This is a genomic window from Ureibacillus sp. FSL K6-0165, assembly GCF_038004285.1.
Taxonomy (GTDB): Bacteria; Bacillota; Bacilli; order Bacillales_A; family Planococcaceae; genus Ureibacillus; species Ureibacillus thermosphaericus.
In genome coordinates this window covers 2,562,450-2,588,589 of the sequence record NZ_JBBOQS010000001.1, presented here as the reverse complement: position 1 = coordinate 2,588,589, position 26,140 = coordinate 2,562,450, and the positions used below count along the sequence as shown (strand labels likewise).

Annotated in this window: 24 protein-coding genes; 20 read left to right on the top strand and 4 right to left on the bottom strand. The window is 36.2% G+C overall.

Annotation, left to right across the window (positions count from 1 at the left end; translation table 11 throughout):
* Nucleotides 1-91 precede the first annotated feature (91 nt).
* From mutS to glnA, 15 genes are all read left to right on the top strand, one after another.
* The gene (gene mutS / locus NST00_RS12795; RefSeq protein ID WP_168411725.1) at nt 92-2,671 is read left to right on the top strand and encodes a DNA mismatch repair protein MutS; all 2,580 of its coding nucleotides are present in this window, start codon (nt 92-94) and stop codon (nt 2,669-2,671) included.
* Between the two features lie 12 nt (nt 2,672-2,683).
* Entirely contained in the window at nt 2,684-4,558 is a 1,875-nt protein-coding gene (gene mutL / locus NST00_RS12790; RefSeq protein ID WP_016836839.1) for a DNA mismatch repair endonuclease MutL, read from the top strand.
* Nucleotides 4,559-4,594: 36 nt separating this feature from the next.
* Nucleotides 4,595-6,262 carry a glycerol-3-phosphate dehydrogenase/oxidase gene (locus tag NST00_RS12785; protein WP_016836840.1) on the top strand — a complete coding sequence of 556 codons (1,668 nt, stop codon included), beginning with the start codon at nt 4,595-4,597 and terminating at the stop codon, nt 6,260-6,262.
* Nucleotides 6,255-7,145, top strand: a complete 891-nt coding sequence (locus NST00_RS12780; RefSeq protein ID WP_083839493.1) for an alpha/beta fold hydrolase — start codon at nt 6,255-6,257, stop codon at nt 7,143-7,145. Before NST00_RS12785 ends, NST00_RS12780 begins: the two co-directional genes overlap by 8 nt.
* Nucleotides 7,129-8,055, top strand: a complete 927-nt coding sequence (gene miaA, locus NST00_RS12775; protein WP_016836842.1) for a tRNA (adenosine(37)-N6)-dimethylallyltransferase MiaA — start codon at nt 7,129-7,131, stop codon at nt 8,053-8,055. The genes NST00_RS12780 and miaA overlap by 17 nt, the downstream gene beginning before the upstream one ends.
* A gap of 54 nt (nt 8,056-8,109) precedes the next feature.
* On the top strand, nt 8,110-8,334 hold the full coding sequence (hfq, locus tag NST00_RS12770) for an RNA chaperone Hfq (RefSeq protein WP_016836843.1): 225 nt from the start codon (nt 8,110-8,112) through the stop codon (nt 8,332-8,334).
* Nucleotides 8,335-8,421: 87 nt separating this feature from the next.
* Nucleotides 8,422-8,724 carry a rhodanese-like domain-containing protein gene (locus tag NST00_RS12765; RefSeq protein ID WP_016836844.1) on the top strand — a complete coding sequence of 101 codons (303 nt, stop codon included), beginning with the start codon at nt 8,422-8,424 and terminating at the stop codon, nt 8,722-8,724.
* A 242-nt stretch (nt 8,725-8,966) separates the two neighbouring features.
* Nucleotides 8,967-10,217, top strand: coding sequence for a methionine gamma-lyase family protein (locus NST00_RS12760; RefSeq protein ID WP_016836845.1), 1,251 nt, complete (start codon nt 8,967-8,969; stop codon nt 10,215-10,217).
* 188 nt (nt 10,218-10,405) lie between these two features.
* A complete protein-coding gene (locus NST00_RS12755; RefSeq protein ID WP_016836846.1) occupies nt 10,406-11,086 on the top strand; it encodes an adenosylcobinamide amidohydrolase in 681 nt (226 codons plus the stop codon).
* Nucleotides 11,083-12,036 carry an adenosylcobinamide-phosphate synthase CbiB gene (cbiB, locus tag NST00_RS12750; RefSeq protein WP_016836847.1) on the top strand — a complete coding sequence of 318 codons (954 nt, stop codon included), beginning with the start codon at nt 11,083-11,085 and terminating at the stop codon, nt 12,034-12,036. Before NST00_RS12755 ends, cbiB begins: the two co-directional genes overlap by 4 nt.
* The gene (locus tag NST00_RS12745; RefSeq protein WP_016836848.1) at nt 12,011-13,087 is read left to right on the top strand and encodes a pyridoxal phosphate-dependent aminotransferase; all 1,077 of its coding nucleotides are present in this window, start codon (nt 12,011-12,013) and stop codon (nt 13,085-13,087) included. The genes cbiB and NST00_RS12745 overlap by 26 nt, the downstream gene beginning before the upstream one ends.
* Entirely contained in the window at nt 13,077-13,679 is a 603-nt protein-coding gene (locus tag NST00_RS12740; RefSeq protein WP_016836849.1) for a histidine phosphatase family protein, read from the top strand. The genes NST00_RS12745 and NST00_RS12740 overlap by 11 nt, the downstream gene beginning before the upstream one ends.
* 62 nt (nt 13,680-13,741) lie before the next feature.
* Nucleotides 13,742-14,359, top strand: a complete 618-nt coding sequence (locus NST00_RS12735; RefSeq protein ID WP_340710054.1) for a Bax inhibitor-1/YccA family protein — start codon at nt 13,742-13,744, stop codon at nt 14,357-14,359.
* 205 nt (nt 14,360-14,564) lie between these two features.
* Nucleotides 14,565-14,969 (top strand): MerR family transcriptional regulator, encoded by a 405-nt coding sequence (locus NST00_RS12730; protein ID WP_016836852.1) that lies wholly within the window; start codon nt 14,565-14,567, stop codon nt 14,967-14,969.
* Nucleotides 14,970-15,012: 43 nt separating this feature from the next.
* Complete coding sequence (glnA, locus tag NST00_RS12725) at nt 15,013-16,347, top strand: type I glutamate--ammonia ligase (RefSeq protein WP_340710053.1); 1,335 nt, start codon at nt 15,013-15,015, stop codon at nt 16,345-16,347.
* Nucleotides 16,348-16,403: 56 nt separating this feature from the next.
* Here the strand turns inward: glnA and NST00_RS12720 are convergent, their stop codons facing one another.
* From NST00_RS12720 to NST00_RS12705, 4 genes are all read right to left on the bottom strand, one after another.
* Nucleotides 16,404-18,029, bottom strand: a complete 1,626-nt coding sequence (locus NST00_RS12720; protein WP_340710052.1) for a pilus assembly PilX N-terminal domain-containing protein — start codon at nt 18,027-18,029, stop codon at nt 16,404-16,406.
* The gene (locus NST00_RS12715) at nt 18,029-18,484 is read right to left on the bottom strand and encodes a PulJ/GspJ family protein (RefSeq protein WP_340710051.1); all 456 of its coding nucleotides are present in this window, start codon (nt 18,482-18,484) and stop codon (nt 18,029-18,031) included. Before NST00_RS12715 ends, NST00_RS12720 begins: the two co-directional genes overlap by 1 nt.
* A gap of 17 nt (nt 18,485-18,501) precedes the next feature.
* Complete coding sequence (locus NST00_RS12710; RefSeq protein ID WP_016836857.1) at nt 18,502-18,981, bottom strand: hypothetical protein; 480 nt, start codon at nt 18,979-18,981, stop codon at nt 18,502-18,504.
* A gap of 309 nt (nt 18,982-19,290) precedes the next feature.
* The gene (locus NST00_RS12705; protein WP_016836858.1) at nt 19,291-19,746 is read right to left on the bottom strand and encodes a hypothetical protein; all 456 of its coding nucleotides are present in this window, start codon (nt 19,744-19,746) and stop codon (nt 19,291-19,293) included.
* 491 nt (nt 19,747-20,237) lie between these two features.
* On the opposite strand from NST00_RS12705, the gene NST00_RS12700 reads away from it, so the two are divergent.
* The 5 genes from NST00_RS12700 to NST00_RS12680 all read left to right on the top strand — a co-directional run bounded on the left by NST00_RS12700 (nt 20,238) and on the right by NST00_RS12680 (nt 26,104).
* A complete protein-coding gene (locus tag NST00_RS12700) occupies nt 20,238-21,578 on the top strand; it encodes a VanW family protein (protein ID WP_340710050.1) in 1,341 nt (446 codons plus the stop codon).
* Nucleotides 21,579-21,593: 15 nt separating this feature from the next.
* Nucleotides 21,594-23,261 (top strand): GspE/PulE family protein, encoded by a 1,668-nt coding sequence (locus NST00_RS12695; RefSeq protein ID WP_016836860.1) that lies wholly within the window; start codon nt 21,594-21,596, stop codon nt 23,259-23,261.
* Nucleotides 23,262-23,274: 13 nt separating this feature from the next.
* Nucleotides 23,275-24,318 (top strand): type IV pilus twitching motility protein PilT, encoded by a 1,044-nt coding sequence (locus tag NST00_RS12690; RefSeq protein WP_016836861.1) that lies wholly within the window; start codon nt 23,275-23,277, stop codon nt 24,316-24,318.
* Nucleotides 24,315-25,523: a type II secretion system F family protein gene (locus NST00_RS12685; RefSeq protein WP_340710049.1), complete on the top strand. Its 1,209-nt coding sequence runs from the start codon at nt 24,315-24,317 to the stop codon at nt 25,521-25,523. The genes NST00_RS12690 and NST00_RS12685 overlap by 4 nt, the downstream gene beginning before the upstream one ends.
* 113 nt (nt 25,524-25,636) lie before the next feature.
* Nucleotides 25,637-26,104 (top strand): type II secretion system protein, encoded by a 468-nt coding sequence (locus tag NST00_RS12680; protein ID WP_016836863.1) that lies wholly within the window; start codon nt 25,637-25,639, stop codon nt 26,102-26,104.
* The last annotated feature ends 36 nt before the right edge of the window (nt 26,105-26,140 follow it).

Below are 26,140 nucleotides of genomic sequence, written 5' to 3'. Positions count from 1 at the left end.
GCTCCTAATATTAAAAAGCATGTTTTCTTGGTTATCGCTATAATTTTCGTCATGTTATAATAGCTTAGAGAATTTTAAGTGAGGTAATAACATGACTACATATACACCAATGATGCAACAATATTTATCCATTAAAGCAGATTACGAAGATGCTTTTCTCTTTTTTAGATTAGGTGACTTTTACGAATTGTTTTTTGAAGATGCATTGAAAGCGTCTCAAATACTTGAAATCACTTTAACAGGACGTGATGCGGGTGGAGATGAACGAGTACCGATGTGCGGTGTACCATATCACTCCGCCCAAAGCTATATTGAAACATTAGTATCAAAGGGTTATAAAGTAGCCATTTGCGAACAAGTGGAAGACCCAAAACAAGCAAAAGGTGTAGTGAAGCGTGAAGTCATTCAACTCATTACACCAGGTACGATGATTGAAGGAAAAACAATTGACAATAAATCAAACATTTTCATCGGATGTGCTGAGCGAATTAGTGATCATGAATTTGCATTTGCCTATTTGGATGTTTCCACTGGGGAAGCGAAGTCTTTCATCATTGAAGGCGGCGTAAAGGGGCTTTTTCAACAATTACAAGCCTATAATATTCGAGAACTTGTAGTGACAGATGAATTAAAAATTCTCTTACAAGAACAAGCGGCAAATCTCGGCATTGTTTTATCTATTGAAAATGAAGAGATGCACGATGAAAAAGCTAACAACTATTTACTCCATCTCCCGAAAAAGTGTTTCGGTGTGGCTAAATATTTACTTCAATATATTGAACGTACTCAAATGCGCTCCTTATCTCACATTCAACCTTTTACATATACCGAAACGAAACAATATTTACAAATCGATGCCAATTCAAAACGCAACTTAGAACTCCTGCAATCCATTCGTGGAAAGGATCAAAAGGGAACTTTGCTTTGGCTTTTAGACGAGACGGTAACGGCAATGGGCGGAAGAAAGTTAAAACAATGGCTCCACCAACCTCTCGCGAACCGAGCACAAATAGAAGAAAGACTAAACACCGTGACCGATTTACTGGATGAATTTTTCTTGCGTGATGAATTAAGGGAACTGCTAAAAAGCGTCTATGATTTGGAGCGCCTTTCAGGACGAGTTGCATTTGGCAATGTAGGTGGTCGAGATTTAGCGCAACTTCGTGAATCATTAAGACAAGTCCCAACCATTAAAGAAAAACTTCTCGAAAGCAATAAAGAAACGTTAATAAACCTTGCGAGTAAAATGGACGCTTGTGAGGATATTGAGCAATTACTTTCAAGAGCTATTACGGATCATCCGCCAGTTGCCATTAAAGAGGGGGATGTGATCCGAGAAGGCTACAATCAAAAACTAGATGAATTGCGCTATATTGCCCGAAACGGGAAGGATTGGATTGCTCAGCTTGAGCAAAAAGAACGGGAGCTAACAGGCATCAAAAATTTAAAAATTGGCTTTAACCGAATTTTTGGTTACTACATTGAAGTAACAAAATCGAACTTATCGAATGTAGATTTATCTCGCTATCATCGAAAACAAACACTAGCCAATGCAGAGCGCTTTATTACGGAAGAATTAAAAGAAAAAGAGACACAAATCTTGAATGCAGAAGAACAAAGCTTAGCTCTTGAGTACGAACTATTCGTTGAATTAAGAGAACAGTTAAAAGCATATATTCCCCGTGTACAACAACTCGCTTCAATTATTAGCGAATTGGATGTGTACTTAAGCTTTGCAGTTGTATCAGAAAAATATCAATTTACTAAGCCGACTTTCCATGAAGGAAAAGGTTTAAAAATCATTGGCGGAAGACACCCAGTTGTTGAAAAAATGTTAAATAAACAAGGCTATGTACCAAATGATTGTGTGTTAACAGAAGAAAAAAATATGATGCTGATTACCGGACCGAATATGTCTGGGAAAAGTACATATATGCGTCAAGTAGCGTTGATTGTCATAATGGCGCAAATGGGGTGTTATGTACCATGTGATGAAGCTGAATTACCGATTACCGATCAAATTTTTACCCGCATAGGAGCCGCTGACGACTTAGCTTCTGGCCAATCCACTTTCATGGTGGAAATGCTGGAAAGTCAGCATGCCATTACGAATGCAACGGAAAAAAGTTTGTTATTATTTGATGAAATTGGACGAGGTACATCAACATATGATGGGATGGCCCTTGCTCAAGCCATGATGGAATATATCCACGATCACATCGGTGCAAATACGCTATTTTCCACACATTATCATGAACTAACTGCTTTAGAAGAGGTACTTGAACGACTTCAAAATGTTCATGTGAGTGCGGTTGAGAAAAATGGCAATGTGGTGTTCTTGCATAAAGTGAAAAAAGGAGCAGCAGATAAAAGTTACGGTGTTCATGTGGCGAAACTAGCAAATATGCCGGAGAAGATTATTGAAAGGGCAAGAATTTTGCTTGAGGAATTTGAATCACAACAAATAGACAACTCAGCCCCTCAAATTGAGGAAGAGGTTCATCAACTATCATTGTTTGAAGAAGATGTAGAGCCTAAACAAGAAAAGAAATCGCTGAAATCTCATGAGCAAGAAGTTTTAAAACGATTAGAAAAAGTAAATATCGTATCGATGACACCGATGGAAGCAATGAATCTTTTGTACGAATTGCAACAATCACTAAAACAATAAGGAGGGATACGCATGGGTAAGATTCAATTGATGGATGAATGGCTGTCCAACAAAATAGCAGCGGGGGAAGTTGTTGAAAGACCTTCATCGGTTGTGAAAGAACTTGTTGAAAATGCCATTGATGCAGGAAGTTCATCCATTGAAGTTTTTCTTGAGGAAGCGGGTTTAACCTCTATTCAAGTCATTGATAATGGAAGCGGCATGGATGAGACTGATGCGATGTTATGTTTTTATCGCCATGCGACATCCAAAATCTCGAAAGAGCAAGATTTATTTCGCATCCGCACCCTTGGATTCCGGGGGGAAGCTCTTGCATCTATCGCTGCTGTTTCGAAACTTCAATTAAAAACTTCTGACGGGGAATCGGGAATTGAATTAGAACTTGAAGGTGGAAATATTGTATCGAAAAAGCCGGGGCCACTAAGAAAAGGGACAGAAATTACCGTGTCCCAACTATTTTTTAATACTCCAGCTCGGCTAAAGTATTTAAAAACGATTCAAACAGAACTCGGGCACTCCATCGATCTAATGAATCGTTTAGCCCTTGCGTATCCAAATATCGCATTTAAGCTTGTTCATAATGGAGGAACACTCCTTCAAACAAATGGTCGTGGAAATGTGCAACAAGTACTTGCAGCGATTTACGGAATGCAAAATGCAAAAAAGATGATAGCTTTCAGTGGAGAAAATAGAGACTATTCCATTCACGGATATGCTTCTTTGCCTGAAATTACACGCGCGTCTAAAAACTATATCTCCATTTTCGTCAATGGACGATGGGTGAAACATTACTTAGTCCAAAAATCAATCGTTGATGCTTATCACACTTTTTTGCCGATCGAACGCTTTCCAATCGTTGCATTGTACATCGAAGGCGATCCATATTTGACTGATGTCAATGTTCATCCTACGAAATTACAAATTCGTTTAAGTAAAGAAGAAGAGTTGCTGCCGTTGATTGAACAAACGATTCGCCATGCGATTCGTGAACGTATGAATGTCCCATTAGCTCAAAAAAAAGAGAAAATCACTCGACCAATTTCTGAGCAAATGAATATTTGGAAACAACCTACGATTAATGAATCAAAAATCAAGACAATTGTCGAACGTCTAGCCGATGAATCGGCTGTTATAAATGAAAGTCCTGCAATGGATGAAATAGAAATAGAGTCACCCCCAACAGAATTAGTGAACCAATGGGAGAATACAACTAGCCATCAGGAAACAGATGAGGGTGATGAAACAACTATGGAAAAGGCTGAGGCAGTTGTTGAAGAGCCCATCGTCGCTAAACATACAGAACCATTTCCGGAGCTAGAAGTGGTTGGGCAAATTCACGGAACTTATATCGTTGCACAAATGGAAGATGGCTTTTATTTAATCGATCAACACGCTGCACAAGAACGAATAAAATATGAATATTTTAAAGAAAAGGTGGGGGAAGTGGATCCGAATGAGCGGCAAGCATTATTGCTTCCGTTAACGTTCCACTACAGCCAGGATGAGGCATTCATCTTAAAAGAAAATCGACAAGCGTTAGAAGAAGTAGGGGTATTTCTCGAAGAGTTTGGTTCATCTTCTTTTGTTGTTCGTGAACATCCAACTTGGTTCCCAAAAGGTTTTGAACAAGAAATCATCGAAGAATTAATTGAACAAGTATTAAAAACTCGAAAAACGGATGTAAAAAAATTAAGAGAAGAAGCAGCCATCATGATGAGCTGTAAACGTTCCATTAAAGCGAACTATTATTTAACGAAAGAACAAATGGTGGCGCTTATAAACGACCTGCGTAAAGCGGAAAATCCGTTTACTTGCCCTCATGGACGTCCGGTGATGATTCATTTCTCTACTTATGAAATTGAAAAAATGTTTAAACGGGTTATGTAAAAGGAAGTAGCAAAAGCTTAATAAAGGAGTGTGCGGATGTTTTCATTTCAAAATCGTTCCAACATGTTGCAACTGTTAAATAACTATTCGTTTGATGTGTTGGTTATTGGCGGTGGAATTACTGGTGCAGGTATTGCGTTGGATGCTGCATCAAGAGGTCTTTCCGTGGCGTTAGTGGATATGCAAGATTTCGCAGCAGGCACTTCCAGCCGTTCAACGAAGCTGATTCACGGAGGACTTCGCTATTTAAAACAATTGGAGTTTGCTCTTGTAGCGGAAGTAGGGAGAGAAAGAGAAATTGTTTATAGAAATAGCATCCATGTTACAACTCCTGAAAAAATGCTACTTCCTATTTACAAAAATGGTTCTTTAGGGAAACTATCCACATCCATTGGCTTAAAAATCTATGATTCATTAGCACAAGTACGCAAATCAGAACGACGAAAAATGCTTTCAAAGAAAGAGACACTTCAACTCATACCGTTTTTGAAGAAGGACGGCTTGCGCGGAGCTGGTTATTACGTGGAGTATAAAACAGACGATGCAAGACTGACCATCGAGGCAATTAAGAAAGCGGTAGAATATAAAACGATTTGCTTAAATTACGCAAGAGTAACGGAATTTGTTTATGAGAAAAATCGAATTGTTGCAGCAAAAGTACGTGATGAAATAACTGGGAAAAGAATAACAATCCATGCCACCCAAATTGTCAATGCTACAGGGCCTTGGGTAGATGAACTTTTATCTAAAGATGTTCAACATAATAAAAAAGGAAAGGTATTAAAATTAACAAAGGGAATTCATATTGTAATAGACAAGTCCGCACTTCCTTTAGAGCAGGCGATATATTTCGATACAGAAGATGGTCGAATGGTGTTTGCCATCCCGAGAAATCAAAAAATATACGTCGGAACAACAGATACGTTTTATCATGAAGACCTTGTTCATCCGGTTGCAACAAAAGAAGAAGTGGAATATTTGTTGAATGCTCTGCGTTCCGTATTTCCATCCCTATCTTTAGATAAAAAAGATGTAGAGTCTACCTGGGCTGGTATTCGGCCTCTCATTTTTGAAAAAGAAGAGAATCCGTCTGAGATTTCAAGAAAAGATGAAATTTGGACTTCAAAAAGCGGATTAATGACTATCGCAGGGGGAAAGCTCACTGGGTATCGTCTAATGGCGGAACAAATTGTTGATAAAATCGTGAAGAAACATCGTTTTCGTCATGCGACAAAATGCAAAACAAAAACTTTATCGCTTTCTGGTGCTGAGGGTCTTCACTCTAACAATTTTGAGGCATTTGTAAATCACAAGGCAATGGAAGGGGCAAAGGTTGGACTCCCTTTCGAAGAAGCAAAGATGCTTGCCCGCATGTATGGAAGGAATGTCGAACGGGTATTTGCTTTACTAGAATCACAAGAACCGACTGATAAACTTCCAAAAACGTTGTTTGCTCAGTTGCTTTATAGCATTTATTATGAAATGGCATACACACCAGCTGATTTTTTCATCCGCAGAACAGGCCTCATGTATTTTGATCTTGCACTCGTGGAACGAACAAAAGATGTGGTCATTGAAATAATGAGTAAAAGGCTTGGCTATTCTGAAAATGAAAAGTTATTTTATTCCATGCAGTTAAATCAATTTATTCAAGATGCGAAGGGTGATGGCGGTGAAAAATGCACGATGGATCACTATGAGTGACGGAGTACAAATCTACACAAGAATTTATGAACAAGAACAGCCAATCGGAAACTTTTATATTCTTCACGGCATGGGAGAACATGGAGATCGCTACGATGAATTTGCCCGTATACTGTGTCAGAATGGATATCGAGTGGTTGTACATGACCACCGAGGGCACGGGAAAACGGGTGAAGCGAGCGGAAAGTTTGGCTATTTTTGTGACGAAGATGGTTTTGAGCGAGTTGTGCAAGATGTGTATGAAGTCATGAATGAAACGATGAATGATGAGCTTGAGTGTATTTTATTTGGCCACAGCATGGGTTCCTTTATTGCCCGCCGATTTATTCAACTTCATTCAAGTCTCATCCATCAAAGTATTTTATGTGGAACGGGCTCAACAACAGCTTTACATTATGTTGGGAATGTCCTTGCCAAATTTCTTGCTCGTTATCAAGGAAAAGAGATGGAAAGTAAATGGATGAATGAATTAACTTTCACAAGCTTCAACAAACAATTTGAAAACGCTAAAACCCCATTTGATTGGTTAAGCAGTAATATAAAAGAAGTGGAAAATTATTTGGAAGATCCTTATTGCGGATTCATCCCAACCCATCAATTTTTTAAAGATTTAACAGAAGGGCTGCTGTTAATTCATCAAAAAGATGAAAATAAAAAAATACGAAAAGACTTGCCTGTTCTTTTAGTTAGCGGCAGTGTAGATCCGGTTGGGAACAATGGTAAAGGGGTGTTTAAAGTCGCAAAAGAATTAACAGATGCAGGCCTTCAGCATGTTGCGGTTTATTTGTTTGAAGGCATGCGACATGAAATATTAAATGAACAAAATAAAGAAGTAGTATATCAAGTCCTATTACGGTGGTTAAAAAATGGAAAAACAAATTGATGTAGTAGCAATCGTTGGCCCTACCGCTTCTGGAAAAACGGCATTGAGCATCAAAATGGCGAAAGCTTTTGAAGGTGAAATCATTAACGGCGATTCAATGCAAGTTTATAAAGGTCTTGATATTGGGACTGCAAAAATCCGAGAAGAAGAAATGGAAGGCATCCCTCATTATCTATTAAGCTTTAAAGAACCGACTGAAAGCTTTTCCGTAGCGGAATACCAACGATTAGTAAGAGAAAAAATAGAGGAAATTCAAAGTAGGAGAAAACTGCCAATTATCGTTGGCGGAACAGGTTTATATATTCAGGCTGTATTATACGATTTTCAATTTACTGAAGAAAAAGTGGACGAAGAAGCGCGCAAGAAATATTACGAGGAACTCGCATTAGTGGGGCCAAAAGCAATGCATGAGAAACTTGCAGCACTAGATCCGGAAACGGCCAAAACAATTCATCCGAACAACACACGCCGTGTCATTCGGGCATTGGAATTAATTGAACTGCACGGAGTTTCTAAACAATCGGAGGAACTGAATCGAGGTAATGTTCCATTGTACAACCATTTAATTATTGGTATGAATATCGACCGGGAAGAATTGTATAGAAGAATTAACAAACGGGTCGATTTAATGATGGAACAAGGGTTGCTTGAGGAAGTCAAACGCTTATGGGAGAAAAATATTCGAGACGTACAATCCATTAAGGCAATTGGTTATAAAGAGTTATATGACTATTTTGATGGCCATATTTCCTTGGAAGAAGCGGTGGAACAAATTAAGCAAAATTCCCGTCGATATGCAAAAAGGCAGCTAACGTATTTTCGAAACAAAATGGATGTGCAATGGATAGGAAATGATTGGGAAAACATAATAAAAATGTCTAAATTTTTTTATAATAAAGAAGGAAAATAATCCATTTGCATCGAATAATTTACACTAGAGAAAAAAATAGATGAGGTGTGCGGTGTGAAATCAATGAATTTACAAGATGCTTTCTTAAACAATTTGCGTAAAAGCAATACATTTGTAACTGTCTTTTTATTAAATGGTTTCCAATTAAAAGGAACTGTTAAGTCTTATGATAACTTTACGGTGTTAATTGAATCGGAAGGTAAACAACATTTAATTTATAAACATGCCATTTCAACATTTTCACCATCTAAATCAATTTCTCTTCAGTCAGAGGAGTAATCCTGGGAAAATCGGCAGTATTCTACTCGCCGATTTTTATTTTGTGGATTATAATATTTGGCAGATGAAAGTTTGGAGGTTTAAAGTATGAAAACAATGACAACGGAAGAATTAATTAATTTATTAGATGCCAATGAGGATTTAAATATTATTGATGTACGCGAAGATTTTGAAGTGGCAAACGGAATGATTCCAGGTGCTGTTCATATTCCTTTAGGATCTATCCCTGAACGCATGAAGGAATTAGATCCTACAAAAGAATATATTATTGTATGCCGTTCGGGTGTTCGCAGTGCTAATGCTTGCCAATTTTTAGAATCAAATGGGTATAATGTGACAAATTTAGAAGGCGGCATGGAAGCGTACGATGGAGAATTAGAGTTTAAATAATGAATTATTCGGTGGAGTTCTTGAGAGGACTCCCCTTTTTTATTGAGCGAGTTGATAACTCCAGGAATTTTGTCCAGTGCAGCATGTATTTGAGGAAAAGGCGAAAGTATTTAAATAAATTCAAGTGTTTAGGTTGTCTATTTCCAGCAATACAGTTGACTCCTTTCAACGAACTGATAAGATGGTAAAGGATAAAAATAAAAGAAATTCCTTCAAAAGCAAAAAAGACAGGAGTATCACAAATGTTCGTATCTAACTTAAAACCTGAAATTGTAGAACTTGCAAAAAAAATCGAAGTAAAAGTAAAGCCTTACCATGAAAGAGTGGATGAAACAGCTTTTTTCAATCAACAAAAGGTATTAGCTGCTTTTCGTAAACATCAAGTAAGCGATTTTCATCTTAATCCATCAACAGGGTATGGATATGATGATGAGGGACGAGATAATTTAGAACGAGTTTATGCGGAAGTGTTCGGTGCAGAAAGTGCCCTTGTTCGAAGTCAAATTATCTCTGGAACTCATGCGATTACGTTAAGTTTATTTGGTGTGCTACGACCTGGAGATGAATTAATCTATATCACAGGGAAACCTTACGATACCCTCCAATCGATTGTTGATGGTGGTGAAAAAGATACAGGTTCTTTAAAAGATTTCGATATTCAGTATCGACATATTGATTTAATTAATGATCGTGAAATTGATTGGGAAGGTGTTCGACAAGCCATCAATGAAAAGACGAAAATGGTTGCAATCCAGCGCTCAAAAGGTTATGCAATCAGACCTTCCTTTACAATTGATCAAATACGTGAAATGTGTGAAAAAATAAGAGAAATCAAACAAGACGTCGTAATCTTTGTTGACAATTGCTACGGTGAGTTTGTAGAAAGATTAGAGCCGACAGAAGTTGGGGCTGATTTAATGGCAGGTTCACTTATCAAAAATCCAGGAGGAGGACTTGCCAAAACAGGTGGATACATTGCTGGTAGAGCTGATTTAGTTGAGAAATGCGCTTATCGTATGACGAGCCCTGGCATTGGTGGAGAAGCTGGCGCATCTTTAAATACACTAATCGATTTTTATCAAGGCTTTTTCTTAGCACCTCATATTGTGGCGCAAAGTTTGAAAGGAGCAATCTTTACATCTGCCATATTAGAGGAAGTTGGAATGAAGACAACTCCTCATTATACGGAATACCGCACGGATTTAATACAATCCGTATCGTTCCAAACTTCGGAGCAGATGATTGCCTTTTGTCAAGAAATCCAAGCAGCCTCTCCAATTAATGCCCATTATGCACCTGTTCCGTCATACATGCCTGGATACGAAGATGATGTCATCATGGCGGCAGGCACTTTCGTTCAAGGTTCAAGTATTGAACTAACAGCAGATGGTCCAATACGACCGCCGTATACTGCATATGTACAGGGTGGCTTAACATACGAGCATGTAAAATATGCGGTTTGCAGCGCAGTTCAAAAATTAAAGTCTATTTAAAGCAGTTCATTAAGAGCTGCTTTTTTTCGTTTTATTGAAAAATCTACTACGTTAGCAGGTTACTTGCAATTAGTAGGAAACACCTGAACAATCAGTCATAAGTTTTCTTAACCTGCTGTATTGTTTGTTCACTTAAACTTCGATTTGTGTTAACTTACTTAATAGAGTAGTCAAAAAGAGGGAATAGAATGATAACACTTGAATGTATCAAAAATTATGGAGAATTTATTGCAATTGAAGCGAATGAACCCATGCGCACGTTTAGTTCAGCTATGCACAATCCTGGTTATGGTCATTATCAATATTTTATTAATCGTACTGTTGATAAATCCTACTTTCCTCAGGATGCCCATGAGGAAATGAAACAATTTCTTCTATCCAAAGGCTTTCCACTTGATAAAACCGTAGCGATGATGACGGCTGTCGATATGAAATTTGCATTTTCACGTTTTTACGAGGAGGGTGAAACTTCCATCGTTTTACTTGTTACTGCTGGATTGAGTAATGCGGTGGATGTTACAAAATCTCATGCATATTCTTATAAACCAGCAAATGGCACAATCAATATCTTTATTTTCATAAACGGTTATTTAACGGATGAGGCATTAATTCAAGCATTATGTTGCGCTATTGAAGTGAAAACAAAAGTGCTCGCGGAACGAAACATTATCGATTCCAATTCCGGCACGATTGCGACAGGTACTTCTACTGATAGCGTTTGCATTGCCTCCACTCAAAAAGGGGAATTTCATGAATATGGAGGGTCCATTACAAAACTTGGTTCGTTTGTTGGAAAAGCCTTATATGAAACGTTAACAATGGCCGTTGATGAATATATTGCTTATACGAAAGGAATATCGAAAACATGACGATTGTTGCAGTGATTGTTGGACAATTGCTAGATGCTTTTATCGGTGACCCTCCAAAATTTCCCCACCCTGTTCGGTGGATCGGTTCATTCATCAGATTCCTTACCTATCGTTTCAATAAAGGATCTTACCGCTTTCTTAAAGGAATGATTACCGGTATTCTCGTTGTATCTGTTGTAGCTATTACAACTTTTCTTATAGTGTATTTAGCTTATAAAATTCATGTAATAGTAGGCATACTCATTGAAGGGGTATTGATTGGGATTGGACTAGCCCAAAAAAGTTTAAAAGAAGCAGCAATGGAAGTATATAATGCGTTAATTGCAGGAGATTTAAATGAAGCTAGAAAAAAACTATCGTGGATTGTGGGGCGCGATACCGAACATTTAGAGGAATCGGAAATTGTGCGCGGTGTTGTAGAAACAGTCTCTGAAAATACAAGTGATGGGGTAACAGCACCACTATTTTACGCTTGTCTTTTTGGAGCAACTGGATTATGGGCTTATAAAGCAATTAACACGTTAGATTCCATGATTGGTTATAAAAATGAAAAATATATTGAGTTTGGAAAATTTAGTGCAAAGTTGGATGACGTGGCTAACTTTATTCCAAGTCGATTAACAGGTTTGATTATTTTATTGTTCACGAAAAATAAAACCCATCGCTCGTTAACTGAACGGATTCGTTTATGGAGGATAGATGCAAAAAAACATCCTAGTCCTAATAGCGGTTATTTAGAAGCTGCTACCAGCTATCAACTTGGAATTAGACTAGGAGGCTACAACTCTTACCAAGGTGTACAATCCTTTAGAGCTTATATGGGAAAAGCGGATGTGCCGTTAGAGGTAAACCATATTAAAGAAGCAATTCGCCATATGTTTATCGTTTCAGCACTATTTACGATTATCATGGGAGGTGGCGTCGTTGCAATTACCGTCGCATGGGGCTAATTACAAAACACTTTATCAACGTTTTCAGATTCCAATTCCTGAAAAAGTATATGATTTAAGTGAAAATGTGAATGCATTTGGCTTTCCTCAGAAAGTGAAAGATGCTTGGCCCCAATTCATTCACCATATTTCCACCTATCCGCATCCAGAAGCAGAACCGTTAAGAACAATGCTAGCAAAGAAACTAAATGTTCAACGAGAAAACCTTATCATTGGAAACGGCGCGGCAGAATTATTAACCTTTTTTGCTGGAAGATTTACTAATCGACAAGTAATCATCGTTCATCCAACCTTTTCTGAATATAAATCGACGTTGGAAGCGCAAGGAGCCAAAATCATTGAATATGTGGCTCATGAAATTACGACATACAAACTTCCAATGAATCAAATCAAAAAGAGCATGCATGATGCTTCTTGCCTCTACTTATGTAATCCGAATAATCCAACGGGTTCCCTTATTTCAAAGGATATAATTGAAGAACTCTTGATTTACGGAAGAGAAGTAGGTTGTGAGCTGTTAGTTGATGAGGCCTTTATGGATTGGACCGATGAATCTGAATCTGTTATCTCCCTAATAAAACAATATTCTAATCTTTCGGTTATGAGATCGATGACGAAAATGTACGGTATTGCTGGCATTCGATTAGGATATTTAGTTTCAAGCGAAAATGTTATCAATCAGTTGAGAGAAAAGCTTCCTCATTGGCACGTAAATGCTTTGGCAATCGAAATCGGCAGATTGTGTTTAGAAGATGATAAATTTCGAAAAGAAAGCATTGAAAATCACCAATCATTAAAAAGAAATCTAGAAAACTATTTGCACAAACAACAATGCATCATAACGAAAAGCGTTGCGAACTTTTTATGCTTTCAATTGAAAGAATCGCAAAAAACAAGAGATTTTTATTTTTATTGCCTTCGTAATGGAGTTGTCTTAAGACATACAGAAAATTTTGTTGGTATGGATGGCAAATGGCTTCGAATTGGAATTAAAAGCGAAAAAGCAATCGAAAAATTTCAGCAAGTTATGGATGAATGGTATGGAAAATAAATTAGAACTTTATATCGTGCGCCATGGAGAAACAGAATGGAATAAAGAAGGGCGGCTGCAAGGGTGGCTCGATTCAAATTTAACGAAAATGGGCATTGAGCAAGTCATGCGTTTAAAAGGGCAACTTCAAGACATTTCATTTGATGCGGCTTTTTCTAGTCCTTCAAAAAGAGCCTATGACACTGCCGAAATATTAGTAGGTCATTATTTAACGATTGAAAAAGATGCTAGATTGCAAGAAATTCATTTAGGTAGTTGGCAAGGAAAGCGGATTGCAGAAATTCAAAATGATGATGCAGAAAGATACGAGGAATATTGCTGTTATCCAGAACGATACACCCCTGATACCGGGGAAAGTTTCCAACAAGTTATTCAACGAATGGACGAGTTTGTTCAATTTTGTGCAAGAAAATTGAGCTCGGGGAAAATTCTTGTTGTATCCCATGGTGTAGCCATTCGCGCCCTAATATTATCGATTTTGCGATTACCAATTCAACATATATGGGACTTTGAAATTGAAGGAGCAAGTGTCACAAAAATTATCGTGACAAAGGAAAATCGAATGATTGAATATACCGGAAAGGTCTTTTAGTTTGAATATACAACTCCAATGAAAAATATATTGAACTAAATAAGATAAACGGAGTTGTTTACATGTACGCCCATCATTTAAGACTTGTATTACAACATTTTGCTTTAATGTGGGGTTTAACGGCCATTGGTTTATTGATTGGAATGTTATTGCCATCCTCAATTGTTTTGGCCATTGCAATTATGAATATTATCTTGTTAATTGTCGTCGTTTTTGTACGCAATGTATATTTAGCGGGTGGAATTTTATATGCTGTTCCATTTTTAACAGGTATTATGTTCTTTTGGTTAGGTCAGTTTTTTATAGAGGCATTAGGAGCAGCATTTTTGCTTTCCGTATTTTTCGGAACGGTAATTCTATTTATTATACTTGCGTTAGTGGGATTAAATATACCACGGGATCTTTCTAGCTGGGGAATGTATTTAGTGGCAATTTTACTTATTGTTATTATATTTTCCCTTATTTATTTCTTTATCTCAGTTAGCAGTACAGTACATATATTTATTGCAGCTTTAATCGTATTGGTATTTGCTCTTTTCACTGTGTATGATTTTAATTTAATTCGGAATCATTATGTAAAAGAAGATGAAGTTGTAAAGATGGCTTTGAGTTTATATTTAGTTTTTATCAATTTATTTATCCATTTATTAGAATTGATTTACCGATTGAAAAAAGGATAATGATAAAGGAAAAAACTGTGGAAAATGACAATCAATTTTCCCACAGTTTTTTTGTTTTGCGTCAAAATAAAAAATAAACAATTTTTCTTAGGATAAATGGCAATTTATCTCGAATATACAATAAATTACTGATGTTAGGTTTTCTAACATGACATTGACAAATAAAATGACAGGTAGTAAAATTTCCTCATTGGGGAGGAGTGACATGTCAAATCAAAAGAAACGGACGAGTGAAATTCGAAAATCTATGCCTTTATTGCCAATTGGTACGGTAATTCAATTAACGGATCTTACGGCGCGCCAAATTCGTTATTATGAAGAACATGATTTAATTCGTCCACATCGTACAGAAGGCAATCAACGAATGTTTTCATTAAATGATGTTGATCAACTGCTAGAAATTAAAGATTTACTTGAACAAGGTTTAAACATTGCGGGAATCAAAAAAGTCTTTGAAATGAAAAAAGAGGAAAATGAGCATAATAAAATCGGAAAAGAACTATCAGAAGATAAAATCCGCAGCATTTTGCGGGAAGAAATGAAGATTGCTCAATCCCGTTTGCAAAAACCTTCCTTGCGTTATGGAGACGTTAATAGGCTCTATCAATAACAATCATCAAAGCAAAGTTAACATAATTAGGAGAGTGGATTTTTTGAGTCGTTATACAAAAGAAGATATCTATCGTTTAGTAGAAGAAAAGGAAGTAAAATTCATCCGATTACAATTTACTGATATTTTAGGAACAATCAAAAACGTGGAAATTCCTGTAAGCCAATTGGATAAGGCATTGAACAATAAAATGATGTTCGACGGATCTTCCATTGAAGGATTTGTGCGAATTGAAGAATCTGATATGTATTTATATCCGGATTTAGATACATTCATGGTATTCCCTTGGACAACTGGGAAAGGGAAGGTAGCTCGTTTTATTTGTGATATTTACACTGCTGATGGCGAACCATTCTTAGGTGACCCTCGCACAAACTTAAAACGAATTATTAAAGAAATGAAAGAAATGGGCTTTACCGATTTCAATCTAGGGCCTGAACCAGAGTTCTTCTTATTTAAATTGGATGAAAACGGCGAACCTACTTTAGAAGTTAACGACCATGGTGGATATTTTGATTTAGCTCCAACTGACCTTGGAGAAAACTGCCGCCGCGATATTGTATTAGAGTTAGAAGAGATGGGCTTCGAAGTGGAAGCGTCTCACCATGAAGTGGCGCCAGGACAACATGAAATCGACTTTAAATATGCAGACGCAATTACTGCTTGTGATAATATTCAAACATTTAAATTAGTAGTTAAAACGATTGCAAGAAAACATGGATTACATGCAACGTTTATGCCGAAGCCATTATTCGGTGAAGCAGGGTCAGGTATGCACTGCAATGTTTCTTTATTCAAAGGAAATGAGAATGCATTCTATGATCCATCAACAGAACTTGGATTATCCGAAACGGCGATGCAATTTATGGCTGGTGTATTAAAACACGTACAAAGCTTTACGGCCATTACAAATCCAACAGTGAACTCTTACAAGCGTTTAGTACCTGGGTTTGAAGCCCCTGTATATGTCGCTTGGTCTGCACAAAATCGCTCTCCATTAATTCGTGTACCAGCTTCTCGCGGAGTGTCAACACGTATTGAAGTGCGTTCTGTTGATCCATCAGCGAATCCATATTTAGCAATGGCAGTTATTTTAGCGGCTGGTCTTGACGGAATTAAAAATAAATTAACGCCGCCAGCACCAATTAACCGAAACATCTATATCATGACAGAAGAAGAGCGTCGTGAAAATGGAATTGAAAACTTACCAGCACAATTAGATGATGCCCTTCGTTTATTAGATCAGGATGAAGTGGTGAAAAACGCACTTGGACCACATATTTACCAAAACTTTAAAGAAGCGAAGGAAATCGAATTCGAAATGTACCGCTCCACAGTTCACCCGTGGGAGAGAGAGCATTATTTGAAAATGTACTAAGGTATAATGAAAGCGTAGAAAACTTTCTGAAATGGAGAGTTTCTACGCTTTCTTTTTTATTTATCAATTTCAACTAATGGTTGTTCAATAAATGGATCACTTAAGTCAGTATCAAGATTATATTCTGTATCCGTTGGAGTATTAGGTGTTGGTGGAACAGCTGGATTTGGAACGATAGGTTCACCATAATTTATGCTTGTTCCTCCGCTAGCGTTGATAGAATTTGCAATAACTGTGCCGGTTACGTTACCGCCTCCGGATAAGGATAAAGTTGCTTTTGGAGCGACTATCCATTGACCTCTTGTTGGTACTCCTCCTGATATACTAATCATTGAACCGCCGCTATAAATATTGCCATAAAAAGCAAAACCACCAGATAAGGATAAATTGCTTTGTTTTACATACAAGGATCCGTTTACTTTTGCTCCACCAGAGAAGGAGAGAGGGGCAGTGCCATTATAAAATATATTAAAAGAAGCAGGGTTGCCATTTAAATTTAATTGACAAGATCCTCCAATAGAAGAAATTTTTTTCGCATAAATATTTAATGTTCCTGATCCTATAATGTTGATATGACCTTGTGAAATGTTTAAATTATCAACTAGTAAATTAATATCCTTATTACCAATATCAATTGTAATTGTATTACTACCAGTTATGTTAATAGATTTAAGTCTTGTGTCGTTATTCAATGTTAATGTAAAGTTATCTGCTAAATAAGAAGTAGCATTTAAATGCCCATCTTTTATGACCCAATGTTTATTGTATGGACTTCTCACAATTTCATAATCCTCTGGTAGAGGGAAATATTCTCCTTCTTGAAAAATCTTATCTGGAAATTCAGGTAAATAATGATCTAATTTTGAAGGGGAATTTTGTAAAAATTCAGGGAGTGATGTAAATTTTTCTTTAATGCCATACATCCAATTTGGATATTTTAGATTCAATTCATCAGCTGCTGCAATACTTCCAGTAATGGTTGAACCTCCGTTTAAAGAAATATCGCCTTGTATAGATCCTGCATTACCATGGATGGTTGCTCCACCGCTCAAATTTATATCTCTTTTTGTAAGCACTGTAAAATTCTCTAAAGGGAGAACGTTTTCTTCTTTTTCATTTTCGCGTTCATCTTCATTCGATTGATCATTTCCACCTTCTTTAGGTTGAATATTGACATTAATATTTAAATACAATTCTTGAGTAACTGTGCGTGATTGCGCTGGATACTCTTCAAAAAAACCTGTTGATGTAATGGTGATAATTGGCTGTTGATTTAAATGTATCGACACTTCTGTTTCTGCTTTAGGTTTTTTGGAGAACTGTTCTTCCAAATAATAAGTAGAACCACATTTACCACCAGTATATTTTTTACAAAAATCATCTACTAATTTTTCGTAATATAAATTTTGTAAGTCTTTTTTATCGATATTTGGATCCAAATTTTCGAAAGAGGCTTTAATATCTCCGTCCAGTTCTTTTAACACTTTCAATACATTTGATTTTTCAAGGTTTACACCTGCCTCGGCAATGTAAAATAATGCTTGATTTTCTCTTTCGTGGATAGTTGTTTTATTTGCATTTGCCGTGATGGTTAATAGGGATATTCCGATAACAGAAGCTAACATAAGAACCAAAATGGTCAGAAATAATGCGTAGCCTTGGTGATTTTTAATGAACTTCATCACGATCCCCCTCTTCTAAAATTAATGGTCGTTCGATATTCTTTGCCATTAATTTCAAATAATATGGTTGCTTCTTTTCCTTCATTATCAGTTGAGATTAAAAAGCTTTCTATATTTTTTCCTACTACTGTAACATCGTTGTTTTCATCTGTTCGTAACAATTCATTGTTTGACGTGTATTCGTATTGATAGAGTAGTTTTTCTTTATTGTATAGATAATATTTATTCGCATTTTCAGAATCAATTTCAATTCTATAACTCTTTCTCATATCTTTCGTGATTTGTTTTAAAACAAATGCACCACTTTGAATTTGTTGTACTTCTTTTCCTTGTTCAGAATGTTGTGAAATAGAAGAGTTCATAATAGAAAAGATAAATGTGAAAATAATCGATAAAATGATGATAACAGCTAGAACTTCCACCAAAGTCAAGCCTTGTTGATTATGCTTAGACATTCTGATAATCCCACCGCCTAATTTGTCACCTTTAACATATAAACATTTTCTAAAATAGCTTTTGTGCTATTCGTATTCACGTCAATCAACTCTATCCGAAAAGATACGCTATTCTCATATTGACAAAGAGTTTTTATATGAATTTCTCCTTTGAAATTAGGATATTGAGAATCTATTTTTTCGAACACATAATCAGAATAATCTTGATTATTATTTGGGCATTTTTTTAGATTCTCCGATTGCAACGTATAATTACTATCAGACTTCAGTTTTAATATTAGATTATCAAAGTTTTCACCAATCGATAATGAATATAAATTTTCCATTTCCATTTGCGCTATATATGTTGCGTCTGCGATAGACTCGGATAAACGATTTATTTTTTTGGATTGTACTAAGAAAGTGAAAAAAGCAATTAGAATAATGGAAAGGATAATGATTGAAGCAACTACTTCTAATAATGAAAGGCCCAGTTCATTTCGTAAGATTTTTTTCATTTACTCCTCCTAAAGAACAAAATTAACCTCACTTAAAATAGATTTATGTATAACCTGATGAATTAAGAGCGCTATTTAAACTGTCGAGGTTGATTATTATTATTTACAATCTCAAATGGGAACAAAATACTATTTATACTTCATTATACATTTTTATGAAATTTTAATGGGTATTATTTATTATAAAAATATTGACATTTGATGAATATAAAATGAAAGTTTTATAATTCCTTATAAATAAAGTTACCGTAGAAAAAAGGAGCGAATTGAATAACATAATGTTATCATCATTCGCTCCTGTTATTAGAATTATTTTCCTTCCGTTTCCCATTTCAAAACATTTTCTTTTTCAACAATAAGTGCCCCGTTTTCTTTATCAAAAACCGATACATACACTCTTGTCAGATTTTCGTATTCTGCATGCGGTTTCATTTTTAAAATAACGTAAAATTCATCTTCTTCTTTATATTCTTTTTCAAAGGTGAAGATGGCATATTCTCCTTCCTTTGGTTCGCGATAGCCGATTGATTGGATTGCTTCGAATCGCTTTTCAAATGGATATTGTTCCGCAACAGCATAGGCTTTATTAAGTTCCGCTTCTGCCACCCTTGTAGCCTCAGCTATCACTTCTTCAGAAAATTCGATATTTCGATCTTTAATTGTAAAATAAATCATTGCACCGCCTGAAATAAGAAAAAGTACACAAATCGTGATTACTGTAACAACTAGCGATTTGCCGCCTCTTTGATTGAATAGATATTTCACTATAAGCACCTACTTATCATGTAGAATGAATTCTAATTTCAATGTAATGAAAAACGTTGAAAAATGCCATAGAAGTCAGTGAATTGTGCTTTCATTGTCACAATATGTTGATGTTTTGATTTATCTTGCTTACAAAACATTATGGAATCATAACATATTGTTTTTGTAACAAAAATGAAACATTTTTTACAAATCTTATATACATATAACAAAGGTAATCAAAAATATAATTATAGTAGAAGGGAACTATTATTTATCAGGAATGGATATATATTATAAAATAAAAAATTTCCAGTAAAATGGATGATTTTTGGTCTATAAATTTATTGTACAAAAAAATTTAAGGAAAATAGGTATAAAGAATCATACTAAAAATTGTAAATTAATGTATCCTATTTTGTGTGAATTTGATTAGGGGATTATTTACTATGAGATATAGTAAATTATGATTAATATTGGTACAAAAAGTGTTGTGTAATGAGGTGGATACGTTGAAATATTTACAATCTCACAAAGCATTCACCTTCATCCTAGTGATTATTGCAATGATTTGCATATTGATTCTGATGCAAACTTCACTAAAAGCTTTTGCAGATGGAAAACAAACGAACGGTTCTACAATTGGTGGAGTTAGCGTTTCTGGATTAAAAGAAGATGAAATTAAAGAAATACTAGAAAGTGCAATTGTTGAATGGAAATCACAACCAATTATCATCAAGGGTGGCGGTGCGGAACTTTCAATTGATCCGCAAGAAATACAATTTGACATTGAAAGTTCGATAGCAAACTATCAAAATTTAATAGACAAGCCATTATTCTTATTTTGGACATCGGATAAAGTCGTTCATCTACCTCTTTACATTTCTGACAGTGAAGTTATAAAAAATCGACTTTCCAATATTTCGATTTGGGACATAGAAGCAACATACAATCAAGTTATTATGCAAGCTTCTTATTTAAAATCTCATGAAGTAGAGGCTACTGTTATCGATACGACTCTACTTGAAAATGAAAGAATCGCATTGTCCATTGAACAAATTCCAACTGAAGCAAGAGGCGTACTAGCATTAGCAGAATCGTTAAACGATTATATATTAAAACCAAACGAACCATTCTCTCTATTAACCTATTTCGAGAGTTTAAATCTAACAGATGAGGCAAATTTGGAAGGATTCAATTTCTTTAGCTCGTTAATTTACAATACCGTATTGCAAGGAGAAGTTGATATTTTAGAGAGACATTCTCAAAAAGAAATTCCTACTTATTTGCAACCAGGAATGGACGTATATGTAGATGCATTTTTCGAAAAAGATTTGCAATTTGTCAATGTTTCTGAACATCCTTATCTATTTAAATCAACAGTCGAAGGTGACCAATTAAAAGTAGCGTTACATTCTACAGTAAAAGATGCAACTATTCACATTTCTGTTCATCACCAGACTATTAATCCTCGAATCATTAACCGCTATTCTAATGATTTACCAATGGGAACAACAAAGCTCATTCAAGAAGGAAAACAAGGGCTTCGAGTAACGGTTTCGAGAAAAATTTCCAAAAATGGGGACGAAAGAATACAAGAGATTAGTAGAGATTATTATCCTCCAAAAAATCGTATTGTTTTGATTTCAGCAAAAAAACCAGTTTTTGAAAACAGCGATGTGATGGAAGAACAAGGTAATTTATCAAGCTTTAATTTCGTGGAGAATGTGGATTTAAATGGTGATGGATTACCGGATTATGACGACCGTTACGAAGTTGAAAATCATAATTTCGAGGATAGGTTGCCTCCTGGAAGTTACTATGATAAAGGCGGAAATTTAGTAACTCCATAGAAAGGAGAGGGCAAAATGATTACAAAAAATCGGAAGCGATTAGGGGATTTGCTCGTAGAAGCAGGGGTTATATCACCTGAGCAGCTTGAATACGCACTAAAAAATAAATCAAGCAACGAAAAATTAGGGGATTTCTTAATTCGAGAAAATTTTTTAACAGAGCAACAATTAATTGAAGTGCTTGAGTTTCAATTAGGTGTTCCTCATGTAAACTTAAGCCAATATCGAATCGATCCAGAAGTACTTCAGTTAGTGCCTGCAGAGTTGGCAAAACGAGCTCAAATTATGCCTATTCGCCGAGATAAAAATCGATTGTTTATCGCAATGGCTGACCCGATGGATTACTTTGCTATAGAAGAAGTTCGAATGGCAACCGGATGTCACATCGAGACGGGGATAGCTGCGAAAGATGATTTATACAGAACAATTGCTAAATATTATGATTTACAAGAATCGATGGATGCGGCGATGGCCGATTTAAACATTGCTGCATCGGAAACGGTAGATCAGCAAATTACCGATGACGATTCACCGATTGTTCGATTAGTAAACCAATTAATTTCCAATGCGGTATTGCAAAAGGCGAGTGATATACACTTTGATCCGCAAGAGACGGAATTTCGCGTAAGATACCGGGTAGATGGTGTGCTTCGAACAGAGCGTTCACTTCCAAAACATATGCAAAACATGGTGACAGCCCGCATTAAAATTATGGGGAATTTAAATATTACAGAAAACCGTGTACCACAAGACGGCCGCATTAAAACGACCATTAATTTCCGGCCGGTGGATATTCGTTTATCAACATTGCCGACCATTTATGGCGAAAAAATCGTTATGCGTATTCTTGATTTAAGCAATGCTGCTACAAGTATCGATAAATTAGGATTTAGTAAACAAAACGAAGAATTATTCCGAAATATGATTTCAAGACCAAATGGCATCGTATTAATCACCGGTCCAACCGGTTCAGGTAAATCGACGACATTGTATGCCGCTTTATCTGAACTTAATCAAGAAGGGGTAAATATTATTACCGTTGAAGATCCAGTTGAATATCGATTAGAGGGAATCAATCAAATTCAAGTAAAAGAAGAGGTAGGGTTAACTTTTGCAGCAGGCCTACGTTCCATTCTCCGTCAAGACCCAGATATTGTAATGATTGGAGAAATCAGGGATACCGAAACTGCTGAAATTGCAACTCGAGCATCCCTTACTGGTCACTTAGTTTTGAGCACGCTCCATACAAATAGTGCTGTTGAATCGATTTCTCGACTAGAAGACATGGGAGTAGAACCGTTTTTAATCGCATCTTCCGTCGTAGGAGTTATTGCACAACGATTAGTAAGAAGGGTATGTCGCGACTGCGCAGAAACAGTATCTGCAACCCTTCGAGAAAAGGAAATTTTTTCTAGGGAAGGATTGCAAATTGATAAGGTGCTTCGAGGTCGAGGATGTCCAGCATGTAACCATACGGGATATAAAGGTCGAATTGCAATACATGAAATCTTACCGATTGATCGTACGGTGAGAGATTACATTTTGCAACGAAAAGGAATTCCAACCATTATGGATTACATGAAGCAGGAAGGTTATCGAACTTTACTTGGAGACGGATTTTTAAAGGTATTAAATGGCTTGACAACTACAGAAGAAGTACTACGCGTAGCAACGGTCGAATAGAAAGGGATGTGCCATGGGATATTCAATCCAAGATTTACTACAAAAAACTTATGAATTAAATGCTTCAGATTTACACATTACCGTTGGAACTCCACCAGTGTACCGAATTCACGGTCAATTAGAAAGGTTTGGAGATTCCGAGTTGATTGCTGAAGAGATTATTGACATGGTGAACGCTATTATTCCGGATAACAAATTAGAAGAATATCGTTCAAAAGGAGATGCAGATTTTAATTACGCTTTTAACGAAAATTTTCGATTCCGTGTCAATGCTTATCATCAACGAAATGCACCAGCATTAGCTTTTCGATTAATTCCAACGAAAATCCCGACAATTGAATCGCTCGGAATGCCGAAAGTGTTATATGATTTGGCGGATAAACCACAAGGACTTGTGCTAGTAACGGGGCCTACAGGTTCTGGTAAATCTTCTACGTTGGCAGCAATGATTCACCATATCAACGAAACGAAGGCAAAACACATCATTACTCTAGAAGATCCGATTGAATTTATTCATCAACATAATCAATCCATTGTCAATCAACGGGAAATTGGAATTGATGCAAAAGATTTTGCAACAGGACTAAGAGCTGCTCTTCGTCAAGACCCAGATGTCATTCTCGTTGGAGAAATGCGGGATTTAGAAACAATATCAACTGCGATTACTGCTGCAGAAACAGGGCATTTAGTGTTTGGCACACTTCATACATCCAGTGCACCGACAACGATTGATCGTATTATCGATGTTTTTCCACCACATCAGCAAAATCAAATTCGTTCACAACTTGCTAATGTGTTGCAAGGAGTAATTTCCCAACGACTTTTCGTTCGAAAAGATAGAAGCGGCCGTGTAGCAGCAACCGAAATTCTTGTGGCTGTGCCGTCAGTGACAAATTTAATTCGCAACGAAAAGATTCACCAAATTCAAAATATCATGCAAACGAGCCGTGCACTAGGCATGCATACGTTGCAACATTCAATTCAAGAGTTGCTTTCAAGAGGCATCGTGTCGTTTGAGGAAGTGAAACCTTACATGAACGTTGGTGAGTACAATTGACCATTTATAGATATGTAGGAAGGACAAAAAACGGTGAATTAACAAAAGGAAAAATTGATGCCACAACTAAAAAAGCAGCAATTGCAAAGTTAAGAGAACAGGGTATTAATCCACGGGAATTAAATGAATCATCGAGCATTCTTGACAAAGAGTTGAATTTCGGCGGTACAAAAGTGAAAAAACAAGATTTTGTCATCTATTGCCGACAATTTGCTACGTTAGTACGCGCAGGTGTATCTATCGTTGATGGAACCAATATATTATCGCGCCAAACGAGAAGTAAACCGTTGAAAAAAGCGTTGGAACAAGTAGAGGAAGATATCCGAACAGGGATTTCATTTTCGGAAGCGACAAGAAAACACCCGAAAGTGTTTCCCGAATTGTTCGTTAACATGATGGCTTCCGCAGAATTATCGGGAAATATCGATACGACGTTGGACAAACTTGCGACAACTTTTGAAAAGCAATACAACTTAAAGAAAAAAATTCAATCGACGATGACTTATCCGTTAATATTGCTTGTATTAACTATTGCAGTAGCCATATTTATGATGGTCTTCATTGTTCCAACATTTACTGAATCCTTTGAAAGTATGGGAGCAGAGTTGCCAACAGTTACCATCATCACCATCAAAATTAGCGATTGGTTACGAAATTTTTGGTGGGTAGTACTTGGTATTCTTGTAATCGCAATTGTGCTGTTTTATTTCCTTTATAAAAACAATAAAGAGTTTCACTATACGATGAATTATATGTTGTTGAAATTTCCGATTTTTGGTCCGCTGTTGCAAAAATCTGTTATTGCACGGATGGTATCCACTTTGTCTTCATTGTTTAGTAGTGCAGTACCGATTTTGCAAAGTCTAACGATTGTAGAAAAAGTGGTCGGGAATCCGGTGATTTCAAAAGTTGTAAGAGAAGCAAGAGATAGCTTGGAAAAAGGAAGTTCATTATCAGAACCGTTAGCAAAAAGTTGGTTATTCCCGCCTCTTGTGACATCGATGGTATCAATTGGAGAATCTACTGGCTCTCTCGAATACATGCTAGAAAAAGTTGCGGAATTTTATGAAGCAGAAGTGGAACGCAATGTGGATACGTTAAAGTCTTTGGTTGAACCTATCATGATTCTATTTCTAGCAGTAATCGTAGGTGGAATCGTTGCGGCAATCTTCTTGCCGATGTTTAGCCTGTATGAACAAATGTAAGAAAATAGATTTCTAGTTTCGGGCCAATTTAAGGGGGTGAGGTTTACAGATAAAAGTTTTGTGTTCGAACGATGATATAACGAATTATAGACAAATCCTAAGGAGGTTTTTATATGTTCAATTTATTGAAAAAACGATTAAGAAATGAAAAAGGTTTAACATTAGTGGAGTTATTAGCGGTAATTGTTATTTTAGCAATTGTTGCAGCAATTGCAGTTCCTGCAATTGGTAATATTATTGAAAATAGTCGTGTAAAAGCTGCTAAAGCTGATATTGCCAACGTAGTTAGTGCGGCTAATTTATATTTTACAGAATATAATACTGCAAATGAATTTAAAGTTGTTAAAACAGAAACAGAGAATAATAAAAGTACACCTAATGCAGCACAGTTTGTAACAAATTTAGGTACAATTTCTGAAATCACTGTTACTAAAAATAATGGAAATATAACTTTTAAAGTTTCTGGGACAATAGCTGGTAATAAATCTTACACAGTTGATGAAGGTACAGACTTAGAAAAATTGCAAGTTGAAAAAGGAAATATTTCAGGTGATGGTTTCAAACTTGAAGGAAAAGATTAATTATAATTCAATCTATTAATAATGGCAACTAACCTC

Coding starts and splice junctions, on each gene's coding strand:
- mutS (WP_168411725.1), top strand. CDS start 92: ATGACTACATATACACCAATGATGCAACAATATTTATCCATTAAAGCA.
- mutL (WP_016836839.1), top strand. CDS start 2,684: ATGGGTAAGATTCAATTGATGGATGAATGGCTGTCCAACAAAATAGCA.
- NST00_RS12785 (WP_016836840.1), top strand. CDS start 4,595: ATGTTTTCATTTCAAAATCGTTCCAACATGTTGCAACTGTTAAATAAC.
- NST00_RS12780 (WP_083839493.1), top strand. CDS start 6,255: ATGAGTGACGGAGTACAAATCTACACAAGAATTTATGAACAAGAACAG.
- miaA (WP_016836842.1), top strand. CDS start 7,129: ATGGAAAAACAAATTGATGTAGTAGCAATCGTTGGCCCTACCGCTTCT.
- NST00_RS12765 (WP_016836844.1), top strand. CDS start 8,422: ATGAAAACAATGACAACGGAAGAATTAATTAATTTATTAGATGCCAAT.
- NST00_RS12760 (WP_016836845.1), top strand. CDS start 8,967: ATGTTCGTATCTAACTTAAAACCTGAAATTGTAGAACTTGCAAAAAAA.
- NST00_RS12755 (WP_016836846.1), top strand. CDS start 10,406: ATGATAACACTTGAATGTATCAAAAATTATGGAGAATTTATTGCAATT.
- cbiB (WP_016836847.1), top strand. CDS start 11,083: ATGACGATTGTTGCAGTGATTGTTGGACAATTGCTAGATGCTTTTATC.
- NST00_RS12740 (WP_016836849.1), top strand. CDS start 13,077: ATGGAAAATAAATTAGAACTTTATATCGTGCGCCATGGAGAAACAGAA.
- NST00_RS12735 (WP_340710054.1), top strand. CDS start 13,742: ATGTACGCCCATCATTTAAGACTTGTATTACAACATTTTGCTTTAATG.
- NST00_RS12730 (WP_016836852.1), top strand. CDS start 14,565: ATGTCAAATCAAAAGAAACGGACGAGTGAAATTCGAAAATCTATGCCT.
- NST00_RS12720 (WP_340710052.1), bottom strand. CDS start 18,029: ATGAAGTTCATTAAAAATCACCAAGGCTACGCATTATTTCTGACCATT.
- NST00_RS12715 (WP_340710051.1), bottom strand. CDS start 18,484: ATGTCTAAGCATAATCAACAAGGCTTGACTTTGGTGGAAGTTCTAGCT.
- NST00_RS12710 (WP_016836857.1), bottom strand. CDS start 18,981: ATGAAAAAAATCTTACGAAATGAACTGGGCCTTTCATTATTAGAAGTA.
- NST00_RS12695 (WP_016836860.1), top strand. CDS start 21,594: ATGATTACAAAAAATCGGAAGCGATTAGGGGATTTGCTCGTAGAAGCA.
- NST00_RS12690 (WP_016836861.1), top strand. CDS start 23,275: ATGGGATATTCAATCCAAGATTTACTACAAAAAACTTATGAATTAAAT.
- NST00_RS12680 (WP_016836863.1), top strand. CDS start 25,637: ATGTTCAATTTATTGAAAAAACGATTAAGAAATGAAAAAGGTTTAACA.